Origin of the sequence: Wolbachia endosymbiont (group A) of Machimus atricapillus (genome assembly GCF_964027095.1) — a bacterium.
In the GTDB taxonomy this organism is placed as follows: domain Bacteria; phylum Pseudomonadota; class Alphaproteobacteria; order Rickettsiales; family Anaplasmataceae; genus Wolbachia.
Map to the genome: position 1 here is coordinate 1373269 of NZ_OZ034727.1, position 10032 is coordinate 1383300.

Consider the following 10032-nt stretch of genomic DNA (forward strand, 5'->3'; position numbering starts at 1 on the left):
GTTCATTCAATAAATTCAGAATAGTTCATCAAATGGTAACATCAAACCCTTTGTAAAGAAAGTGGTAAGTTTCTCTTGACCCCACTTTGATTAGCTATAGAAAAAATTTTTTACTCTAATGCAAAAAATTACTTCCGCACACTTAAAGCCTGATTATAATAGACTTCTTGCATAACCCAAACTAAGTAGAAAAAAGGTATAGCTGACCCAAGCGAGACGTCATACCGCCGCAGTATCTCTAGATCCCGCTAACAAGTAGCGGGATGACTACCCCTACAACAACATTGCAAGTATTGATTTTTCTCCCCATGAGAAGAGTCTGGAAGCTCTTTCACTCTAAACACGATGTTCACATCCTCAAAATTAATCTCAATTCGCTTAACTAACGTTCTAATAATATCACGTTTAGTTAGCCAGTCTGCATTATCAAGACTTGAGTTAATACTAGAGGAAAATCCCTCTAAATTTGTTACTACTAGAGTGAACTCTTGTGTGAGTTTTTTCTGATCAAATGTTTTTTTCTTTTGTTCTTCAACCATTTTTAAGTTTTGTTTCATTGCTTTAATTCTTGGCTCAAATTCTTCTTGATCAATATATTCTTGAGCATCACTATCAATTAACCTTGCAATACCACGTTTTAATTTATCTTCTTGTGCTTCAAGCAAAGCGCTTTTTTGATCTAGTGGTAAGTTCTGAAAGTCTTCGTTTATACTCCTCTAATATTCTATTCGGATTTTTTAATAGATGCTTTACTTCTTCCCACACAGCTATGTCTAATGTATCTGTACGAATTAATTTGTTGTTACACATTTTATTACCACCAAAACGGCGTGCCAATACAACGATAATACACCTGATTATTAGTTTTTTTCCCTCCTTATTCCTTGCAGTGCTAGTACCATAATATGCATAATTACAAAGCTTACATACTACTAAACCTTGCAATAAATATCTTGCTCCTCTTTGTCTTGTTCTTGCTATTTTTCTATTCTCTGCTAATTGTTCTTGAACTATATCAAATAAATCTTCGTTTACTATACTAGGTACTTTAATATAAATCCAATCCTCTTTTGGAACAGGATAAGTAGAATAATTATCTTTTGGTTGCTCGCAGGAGTTTTTTTTGGTCTTATATGTTTTAATTTTACGCCTAACCTTGTTTTACCAAAAGCTGCTTGTCCTCTATAAGCAGAGTTTTTTAACATACTCAAAACTACAGCCCTATCCCAATATTCTTTTCCTGTTCGCGTCATAACGGACATAGCACTTAGCCCACGACATACTTCTCCTATACTCGCTCTTTCTCTTCCTACCCAAAAAAATACTTTACGCACAACTTCAGCTTCTTCTTCATAAATTTCAAATAAGGCTTGTCCTGTCTCTGTATTTTTATTTATATAATGATAGCCATAAGGAGCAGCTCTCATTACACTTATATAACCCTTATTGGCTGCATAAATCTTTCCTCGGCAGCTTCCTTCCATGATTTTTGCACGTTCATATTCTGCTATCATACCTTGCATTTGTAATAGTAATTGAGATTCTGGATTATCGCTAATTAAAAAAAATGACTTCTACTCCTAGTTTCTTGAACTCTTCAAGTAATACCATCTGATATGCATACTTGCGAGATAAACGATCAGGAGAATGAATATAAACCTTATCAATGCTACCTTCTGCTATTTTATCACGTAATTTTTCTAAACCAGGACGGATTATATTAGAACCATTATCAATAAATTTATATTCATTTAATAATTTATGTCCGTCCATACTAATTTGATTCTCTATAGCAGCAATTTGACTTGCTATTGTACCTTCTTGTGCTTGTCTCCCTGAAGAAACTCTTGCATATAATCTAACTGTTACCATTTAACCCTCCTCAAATCTACTTTCTTACATTCAGAGTTTTCTTCCTTTTTGCTCACTTTTATTGGTTTACTTAACACTAATTTTTCATATGCATCTAATAGATACAACTCTGCTAATCTATTCACTTCATAACTACAACGAATACAAACTATTAATTTCTTGTTGCCCATTAGCTCTCCCATTTATTATTCATCGAGACATATGGTTATTTGATCACTAGCTCTATAAATAAATTCAACTCTCTGTTCTTTTTGTAGAAGCTTTCGGGAAATAGTTTTCTCAAGTTTCAGATTTCTTCCAATATTGTTGGCGGAGTCCCTACGTCATACCGCCGCGGTATCTCTTAGCCGCTAACAAGTAGCGGGATGACGATTCTTCAAATCGTCAAGGTGTCATCCCAGTGCCCTGACTACTTGGATCCAGAAAACTTAACTTTAAATAAGTGGCTGCATAATAAAGACTAGATTCCAGCGTCACGCGCTGGAATGACACCATTTTCGGTCTCTTAAGTTGCTTTAGCTACAAACATTAAGAAATTTACCAAATAAAAAAAAAGGCAAAGAACTCCCGTGGTGCGAGTTTTGACTCTATATTACTGTAAGTGGCGCTGTAATAATGTGCTAACGCTTAAAATAAGCGCGATTTGGCTGAATGTAGAAAAAATAAAAAAGACATGCAGCCGCTATAATTTTATGTAATCCGCCAATAAATACCCTGAGTTTTTTACTGAATTTTGTCATTGAGCCTGCAGGTCAAAAACAAGTTTTGAGTCATAAATACCCTTATTATCATAATAAGGGGACTGGCGAAACTTGTAAAGTAATTTTTTGCAATATCAGGGGATAATTTCGACCATAAACCCCTACCAATAAATTTTAACAAAAATACTTTAGTGCATTTTCAAATATAAGCATTCCATCACCATATTTTGGCACAGCAATACCTAAACGCTTGCTCTTTTCTTTTTCAAGAGGCCAATTATCTTGCTGAGTAAAAAATATTCCCCTCTCTGGATGGGGCATTAAAGCTAGCACTCTTCCACTTTTATCTGATAAAGCTGCTAGGTCGTATGTAGATCCGTTCGGATTGTAAGGAAATTGTAGGTTAGCATAGTTGCCATTTTCATCAATGTAACGTAATGCGGTGGAATTGCTCTCAATCAATTGGTTCAAAATATCTTGATCCATAAAAAATTTGCCTTCCCCATGAGCAATAGGGAGATATAGTTCACTCAGGCCCCGTAGCCAAACAGAATTACTCTGCGGATTAACTCCCACTCTAATCCAACGGCATTGATAATTGCCTATATCATTATGGATTAAAGCTAGACTAGAGAACTCTGGAATTAATTTTACTAATATCTGACAACCATTACATATTCCTATAATCAGCTTGTCCTGAGATAAAAACTCTTGAAACTCATCCAACAAGTTGTTTTTAATACGTAAAGCAAACGCATTACCAGCACCAGTGTTATCACCATAGGAAAAACCTCCTGGAATTGCAAGTATATTGCTTAATTTCAGTTCACTTGGATTATCTATGATATCATTAATGTGAACGATTTTTACTTCAATATTACTAATACCAAGTTTTCTGCTGCATTCCATAAATGCAAATGCGGTTTCTTTTTCGCAATTTAAGCCATAACCAGATAGGACTGTGATTTTCATGAATTGCTAAAAATTAAAAAATTCGAATTTCTTTTTTACAAAATTTGCTACTAAATTTAACGCAAATAACACCAATAATAAAGCTATAATTGCAATAGCAGCAAGTTCAATAAATGCAATTTCAGGACTACTTGACCATATGTATATTTGCACAGGCAGAACAGTCGCCGGATCGAAAAAGGACGTAGGTGTATCAGCAATAAATGCCACCATACCTATCATAAGTAAAGGGGAAGATTCACCTAAAATCCTTGCAATTGCAAGCACAGTACCATGTATTATTCTTGGTAACGCAATCGGTAAAGAGTGATCTAATATCACCTTGATGTGAGGCGCACCGAGCGCAAACGCTGCATCTTTTATCGTAATAGGAACATTCGCAAAGGCATTTTTTGTTGCAATTATAATATTAGGTAACATCATAAATGAAAGAGTCATTCCACCAACAAGTGGTGAAGAGCGCGGTAGCCCAAATATGCCAAGATAGAGAGTTAAGCCCACTACACCAAATATTATTGAAGGCACTGCAGCAAGATTATTCATGCTAATTTCTACAATATTAGTCATTAGCCTATTTTTAGGCATAAATTCGTAAAGACAGATGCCCGACATAATTCCTATTGGTAATGCTAATGCTAGGCACACTATAATTGTCATTAATGAACCGATAAATGCCCCTAAAATCCCTGCATTCTCAGGTTCACGAGAGTCAGATTTAAGGAATAAAGACTTATTAAAAAATTTTTTCACTCTCCTCTTTTCTTTTAGCCAATCAAGTAATTTAGCATAACGATCATTCAAATGTTTATCTTTATTTATTGAATTAATTATACTTGACGCGGTAAACCAGATCTCATATTCACCACTATCTTTTACTTTCTTACGAAAAAATTTCTCTAGTTCTTTGTAAGAATTACGACTTAAAATTTCGTCACTGTCTTTAAAATCAGTTCCTTTAAACACCTTACGTAAAGAATCGTTGAGTAAGCCAATGGACTTATACCGCAAATCACTAGGATTATTTGTTAAAGTAAGATCAGCACTTATTTCAATTGGCAATAAAATTTTCGTTACTGTTAAGGCACTGTAAGAGTTAACTAATATACTCAACAATATACACACAGGACAGCCAAGTGAGATAACTAGTGCCGTGAAAGAGCAAAAGCGTAACGCTCTGTTCTTTTTATTTTTCCTTTTTATACGAGCATGTACACGCCTTGACTGAAGTAATTTAAGGAATTTTTTCTTTATACTCATTTATTTTCCCTGGATCCTATCGTCAAGCCCACAGCTGTACAAACGTCCAGTTTAATAAACGTTGATGTCATTCCAGTGCTTGACACTGGAATCCAGTTATAAAAATATTTACAAATCAGGCAATTGGTAACAGACTCCATGCTAAAAATAACATCCATGATATAGAATAAGGTAGATCCCAGTATCAGCTACTTGGATGACACTGGGGAAGTGCTGGGATGACACAATTGACATCACTCCCTATTGTATCTACTTAGATTTCTTTTTAACATAAGTAGTACGCTCTTTGATCCTTGCAGCTTTTCCAAATAGTTTGCATAGATAATACAGTTTTGCTCTACGAACCTTTCCTTTTCTTGTCACTTGCACTGAAACCAGTGCAGGAGAATAAACAAAAAATTGAGACACTATACTTTCTCCATGGCTCACTTTTCTGACTGCAAAAGAAGAATGCAACCCGCGGTTCCTTTTTGATATACATACACCTCCAAATATCTGTATACGTTCACTTGCACCGTCAACTACTTTAAAAGTGACCTTCAAATCATCACCAGGACGAAATTCTGGTATTTCTTTAGCTAACACTTGCATTTGCTGTTCGTTAAATTTTTTAAGTAAATTTGTCATTTATCTCTCCATTCAATAATTCAGGCCTACGCTTTTTTGTTATAACATGAGACTGCTTCTGCCTCCAATCACTTATTTTTTTGTGATTGCCAGATAACAAAACCTCAGGTACTTTATATCCCTTCCACTGCTCAGGTCTAGTATATTGAGGATATTCAAGCATACCACCATCATAACTAAAACTTTCTTCAATAATACTATCGGAATTATTTACTACACCTGGAAGAAGTCTAATGCATGCATCGAGAACCACCATCGCAGCTGGCTCACCTCCTGAAAGTATATAATCTCCGATACTTAATTCATAAGGAGTATACGCATCAATTATCCTTTGGTCAATACCTTCAAATCGACCACACAATATTGTTATATGAGGAAACTCTAATAATTCTCTGGCAATATTCTGATTAAACTTAGTTCCAGATGGAGTCATGTAAATAAACTTAGTGTTTTTATGAACAGAGAGCATACTATCTACTGCATCACCAACTACATCAGAACGCATAACCATTCCTGCTCCACCTCCATATGGAACATCATCCACAGTTGAATGTTTATCTTTCGCAAAAGAACGAATATTTATTACTTCAAGGTTCCATATTTTTTTTTCTAACGCTTTTCCGGCAAGAGAATAGTTCAAAAACCCGGGGAACATTTCTGGAAATATGGTTAATATTGTAACATTGAATGCCATTAAGGTTTATTTTAAGTTATTTGGAGCTATACTCTAAGAACAGTAAATTGATATAATATATAGTTAAATTAAGCATGTCACTGAATAAAACAATATACGAAGGTAAAGCGAAAGCCATTATTGAAACTGAAGACTCATCAACTGTTATACAGCACTTTAAAGATGATGTTACAGCATTCAATAAGAAAAAATATGAAATTATTGAGGGCAAAGGAATAATTAATAATCATGTTAGTGCTTTTATCATGGAAAAGCTTGAAGAAGCAGGAACTAGCACGCACTTTATAAAAACTCTAAACGAAAGAGAACAGCTAGTCAAAAAGCTCAAGATAATACCTCTTGAGGTGGTAGTTAGAAATGTTGCAGCTGGCAGCTTTTGCAAACGTTTTAATATCAAAGAAGGTGAGGCACTTACATCTCCTATAATCGAGTTTTTTTACAAAAATGATGACCTAGCCGACCCAATGGTGAATGAAAATCACATACTGTATTTTGATTGGCTATCTAGCAAAGAAATGGATGAAGTTAAAACTACAACTTTAAAAATCAACGAAATCTTAGTCCACCTATTTTCAAATGCAAGTATATATTTAGTTGATCTCAAGTTAGAATTTGGCAGATTAATAAATGACAGTACTAAAATCATTTTAGCCGATGAAATCAGCCCTGATAACTGCAGGTTATGGGATAAAAATACTTATAAAAAGCTAGATAAAGACGTCTTTCGTTTGAATTTAGGAGATTTAAAGGAAGCGTACCTAGAAGTTGCAAAAAGACTGTCAGTAAAGTTAGACTAACTAAATACTACTCTATCAAGTGGAGGGTTACATGCCTCATCAAGTTTTCCAATAATTTCAATTTTTTCTCCACGTTTTTGGAAATGATTTTTCACGTTTTGCATATTCTCAGGACTTACGATCAATACCATGCCAATACCACAATTAAATGTTTTTAGCATTTCTTTCTTCTCTATTTTACCCTCCTTTGTTAGCCATAAAAATATATCTGGCCATTTCCAGGAATTAATGTCTATGTTTGCAAATAAGTTTTTTGGAAGAATCCGCGGAATATTATCTATCAAGCCACCACCTGTTATATGTGCAATGCCTTTTACCTTTGGCATAATAGGCAACAAAGAATCAACATATATTTTTGTTGGTTCGAGCAACACTTCTTTCCAAAGCTGATTATTCCATGGAGATGAGTCGTTATAATTTATACCTAAGCCTTTGAAAATATGGCGCACCAAAGAAAACCCATTTGAGTGAATTCCACTTGACTCTAAGCCAACTATATAATCACCTACTTTCATCATGCTACAGTTTGGAAGAATTTGCTTTCGATCAACTACACCAACCACAAACCCTGCAAGGTCATAGTGATTATTATCATACATTCCAGGCATTTCTGCAGTTTCCCCACCAACCAATGCTATTTTAGCTTGCTTGCACCCCTTTGCAATGCCTTGGACCACAGATAATAAAACGTCCTTGCTCAAAACACCTGTTGCAAAGTAATCAAGGAAAAATAAAGGCGTTGCTCCTTGTGCAAGTAAGTCATTTACACACATTGCAACTAAATCTATACCTATAGTATCATGCCTATTCACTTCTTGAGCTATCAATAGTTTCGTACCTACTCCATCAGTTGAGGAAACAAGTACTGGATGGTCATATTTCTTACTTAGTGCAGCAAAATCAAACAACGCAGAAAATGAACCTATTTCGCTGATTACTTCTTCTCTAGTAGTTTCTTGAGCAATAGGCTTGACTTCTTTTATTAACTTATTATATAGTTCAAGATCTATTCCTGATCTGATATAAGTATTCATAATCCTTCTATAAATTTTAAAATTGTTAATACTATATTAATGCCTTGATATAAAAAATGCAACGAAACTTTCTCTTAATTGACTATTATATGTTTACCAATATAGGGTAACTTAAATCATTTATAATTATCCAATGAACAAAAACATCAAAAACATACTGTTAATAACGGAGCTGCTATCAGGACGGCTGCTTCATGACTTTGCTAACTCTATGAATGGAATAATGTTTGGCTTAGAAGAGCTTGAAGTAATAGATAAGAACGATGCTGATGCGCAGAAGGAAGCGTTGTCGTTTCTTAAAGAAAGCTCCGATGATTTAATATATAAACATAAAGTTATGAAGCAGGCATATTCTTCTTCAGCAGATAATTACAGCTTTGATCAGACCAAATCTAATATCGAAAATTATTTATTAAAAAAAAAGTAAAGCTTACGTGGAAAATAGACGCATACTCTGCAAAAAATAAGGAAGATTTAATTGAAAAGATAAATAAGATAATTTCTAATATGGTGCTAACTATAGCCAGCGCAGTGGCGGAAGTTGAACTAGTGTCTGTTTTACTGAGTCAAACAGAAGATAAAATGCTATTAACTATAAAAATTCTAAATGAACACAAACCAATAAGCAAATCATTAGTAGACAAATTAATCAAAAAAAATGACACTAATTTAAATACAAAAGATATTAATATCTATATGACCTCTTTATTATTAGAGTACTATAAAACTGAAATGCATTGTACTTGCGAAAATAATTTGCTGGAGATAGGTTTAACTATACCTTGAGTTGCATATTTGGTTATTACAACTTTTTCTTCGTTTCAAGGCAAGACATTCCCCGACAAGGGGTACCAAATCTAATTTTTGTAATCACTTAAGTCTAGTACTATTTTATTAATGTAGCGCTCATTTGCATCTTTGATGATAAACTTCATACCATTTTTATATTTAATGACTTCATCTACAGAAGGCACTTTACCAGCAATCGAAAGAATCAAACCACCAAGTGTAACATAGTCTTCTTCAGGGTCACGTAATTCTATTTTTAGATCCTCTTCTATATCCTTTATAAGAACCCTTGCTGACACTTCAAACTTATTTTGAGACAATTCAGTAATGGTATATTCTGAATTTATTTCGTTCTCACTATCAATGTTTGGTATTAGCTCCTCTATAAGATCGGTCATTGAAATTAAACCATCAGTTCCACCATATTCATCCAATACAATAGCTAAGTATGACTTAGAAGATTTCATCCTAACAAAAAGATTAGTTGTCTTCATCGAGGGCGGAACAAATATTACGCTTTGTATAATATTTCTCAGATTAAAATTTTTATCCCTATTAAAAATAACATCTTTTACATAAAAAAAGCCTATTACGTTATCAAAGTTATTTCTATAAATTGGTATTTTAGTGTGGCAAGTGTTTTTTATCTTCTTTATTATTTCACGCTCGCTTGACTCAATGTCTACTGCGCATATCTCTGTACGTGGAGTCATTATATCCATTATACCACAATCGCGGAATTTTAATAGACCATTAAATATATTAAGGTCTGGCAGATCTTTCATTAATGCTTCAGTCGCACACTTTTTCAACACAGAAGCTTTTTTGAAAAGGAAGAGAAAAATTCTATATGCTATTTTTTCTACTAAGGTTCCTTTTTTACTCAATTTATTCCCTGTAATGGCAAAAACGTTTTCAGATCAGATTTATCAAGAAAACTGTTATTAAATGTTTAATAAGCATGTGAATAATGTCAAATTAATTTGTGAATTATTTGTTGATATAAAATACCAACAATTGATCAACAGTTTTTTCAACGACATATACATAGTTATGTAACAATGCATGATGGTAAAATGTTTTCCATAAAAGAAAATTACTAACACTCTGAACATCTTACTTATACACATAAATCATAACAGAAAATCAATAGCATATAGAAGTTGTTAACATATTTATCCACAAATTAAACAACGTCAATTTTTACTGAATTTTAAGTTAGTAACAAGTTGTTGATAGAACTATTATTACTACTATACTTTAGTATACAGAAAAATAGATAAAATAGA

General features: G+C 33.6%; 14 protein-coding genes. 3 read left to right on the forward strand and 11 right to left on the reverse strand.

Annotated features, from left to right (window positions below; genetic code table 11):
- Positions 1–248: 248 nt before the first annotated feature.
- The 9 genes from AAGD68_RS06660 to trmD form a co-directional block, all read right to left on the reverse strand.
- Complete coding sequence (locus tag AAGD68_RS06660) at positions 249–665, reverse strand: hypothetical protein (protein ID WP_253307214.1); 417 nt, start codon at positions 663–665, stop codon at positions 249–251.
- The gene (locus tag AAGD68_RS06665) at positions 658–945 is read right to left on the reverse strand and encodes a zinc ribbon domain-containing protein (RefSeq protein WP_253307215.1); all 288 of its coding nucleotides are present in this window, start codon (positions 943–945) and stop codon (positions 658–660) included. The genes AAGD68_RS06660 and AAGD68_RS06665 overlap by 8 nt, the downstream gene beginning before the upstream one ends.
- An 89-nt stretch (positions 946–1034) precedes the next feature.
- On the reverse strand, positions 1035–1523 hold the full coding sequence (locus AAGD68_RS06670) for a recombinase family protein (protein ID WP_264328685.1): 489 nt from the start codon (positions 1521–1523) through the stop codon (positions 1035–1037).
- 31 nt (positions 1524–1554) lie between these two features.
- A complete protein-coding gene (locus AAGD68_RS06675) occupies positions 1555–1872 on the reverse strand; it encodes a recombinase family protein (protein ID WP_264687852.1) in 318 nt (105 codons plus the stop codon).
- The gene (locus AAGD68_RS06680; protein ID WP_264687851.1) at positions 1866–2042 is read right to left on the reverse strand and encodes a hypothetical protein; all 177 of its coding nucleotides are present in this window, start codon (positions 2040–2042) and stop codon (positions 1866–1868) included. The genes AAGD68_RS06675 and AAGD68_RS06680 overlap by 7 nt, the downstream gene beginning before the upstream one ends.
- Positions 2043–2747: 705 nt before the next feature.
- The gene (locus AAGD68_RS06685) at positions 2748–3545 is read right to left on the reverse strand and encodes a phosphoribosylformylglycinamidine synthase subunit PurQ (RefSeq protein ID WP_264687850.1); all 798 of its coding nucleotides are present in this window, start codon (positions 3543–3545) and stop codon (positions 2748–2750) included.
- A gap of 6 nt (positions 3546–3551) precedes the next feature.
- Entirely contained in the window at positions 3552–4802 is a 1251-nt protein-coding gene (locus AAGD68_RS06690) for a PstA family ABC transporter permease (RefSeq protein WP_253307221.1), read from the reverse strand.
- A gap of 249 nt (positions 4803–5051) precedes the next feature.
- Positions 5052–5429 (reverse strand): 50S ribosomal protein L19, encoded by a 378-nt coding sequence (rplS, locus tag AAGD68_RS06695; RefSeq protein WP_253307222.1) that lies wholly within the window; start codon positions 5427–5429, stop codon positions 5052–5054.
- The gene (trmD, locus tag AAGD68_RS06700; RefSeq protein WP_264328690.1) at positions 5413–6123 is read right to left on the reverse strand and encodes a tRNA (guanosine(37)-N1)-methyltransferase TrmD; all 711 of its coding nucleotides are present in this window, start codon (positions 6121–6123) and stop codon (positions 5413–5415) included. The genes rplS and trmD overlap by 17 nt, the downstream gene beginning before the upstream one ends.
- A gap of 74 nt (positions 6124–6197) precedes the next feature.
- On the opposite strand from trmD, the gene purC reads away from it, so the two are divergent.
- Positions 6198–6920, forward strand: coding sequence for a phosphoribosylaminoimidazolesuccinocarboxamide synthase (purC, locus tag AAGD68_RS06705; protein WP_253307224.1), 723 nt, complete (start codon positions 6198–6200; stop codon positions 6918–6920).
- Here the strand turns inward: purC and purM are convergent.
- Complete coding sequence (gene purM / locus AAGD68_RS06710; protein WP_253307225.1) at positions 6917–7954, reverse strand: phosphoribosylformylglycinamidine cyclo-ligase; 1038 nt, start codon at positions 7952–7954, stop codon at positions 6917–6919. The two genes, purC and purM, sit on opposite strands and share 4 nt — an antisense overlap.
- Positions 7955–8087: 133 nt before the next feature.
- Between purM and AAGD68_RS06715 the strand changes: the two genes are divergently transcribed.
- Both AAGD68_RS06715 and AAGD68_RS06720 read left to right on the forward strand, forming a co-directional pair.
- Entirely contained in the window at positions 8088–8381 is a 294-nt protein-coding gene (locus tag AAGD68_RS06715; protein WP_253307226.1) for a hypothetical protein, read from the forward strand.
- A 122-nt stretch (positions 8382–8503) separates the two neighbouring features.
- Positions 8504–8740, forward strand: a complete 237-nt coding sequence (locus AAGD68_RS06720) for a hypothetical protein (RefSeq protein ID WP_406722571.1) — start codon at positions 8504–8506, stop codon at positions 8738–8740.
- A gap of 71 nt (positions 8741–8811) precedes the next feature.
- On the opposite strand, the gene AAGD68_RS06725 is transcribed toward AAGD68_RS06720, so the two are convergent.
- Positions 8812–9630 carry a transporter associated domain-containing protein gene (locus AAGD68_RS06725; RefSeq protein ID WP_253307227.1) on the reverse strand — a complete coding sequence of 273 codons (819 nt, stop codon included), beginning with the start codon at positions 9628–9630 and terminating at the stop codon, positions 8812–8814.
- Positions 9631–10032: the final 402 nt, after the last annotated feature.

Bases quoted from the DNA above. Each gene is read 5' to 3' on its own strand.
- AAGD68_RS06670 (WP_264328685.1), bottom strand. From the start codon at position 1,523: ATGCAAGGTATGATAGCAGAATATGAACGTGCAAAAATCATGGAAGGA.
- AAGD68_RS06675 (WP_264687852.1), bottom strand. From the start codon at position 1,872: ATGGTAACAGTTAGATTATATGCAAGAGTTTCTTCAGGGAGACAAGCA.
- AAGD68_RS06680 (WP_264687851.1), bottom strand. From the start codon at position 2,042: ATGGGCAACAAGAAATTAATAGTTTGTATTCGTTGTAGTTATGAAGTG.
- AAGD68_RS06685 (WP_264687850.1), bottom strand. From the start codon at position 3,545: ATGAAAATCACAGTCCTATCTGGTTATGGCTTAAATTGCGAAAAAGAA.
- AAGD68_RS06690 (WP_253307221.1), bottom strand. From the start codon at position 4,802: ATGAGTATAAAGAAAAAATTCCTTAAATTACTTCAGTCAAGGCGTGTA.
- rplS (WP_253307222.1), bottom strand. From the start codon at position 5,429: ATGACAAATTTACTTAAAAAATTTAACGAACAGCAAATGCAAGTGTTA.
- trmD (WP_264328690.1), bottom strand. From the start codon at position 6,123: ATGGCATTCAATGTTACAATATTAACCATATTTCCAGAAATGTTCCCC.
- purC (WP_253307224.1), top strand. From the start codon at position 6,198: ATGTCACTGAATAAAACAATATACGAAGGTAAAGCGAAAGCCATTATT.
- purM (WP_253307225.1), bottom strand. From the start codon at position 7,954: ATGAATACTTATATCAGATCAGGAATAGATCTTGAACTATATAATAAG.
- AAGD68_RS06715 (WP_253307226.1), top strand. From the start codon at position 8,088: ATGAACAAAAACATCAAAAACATACTGTTAATAACGGAGCTGCTATCA.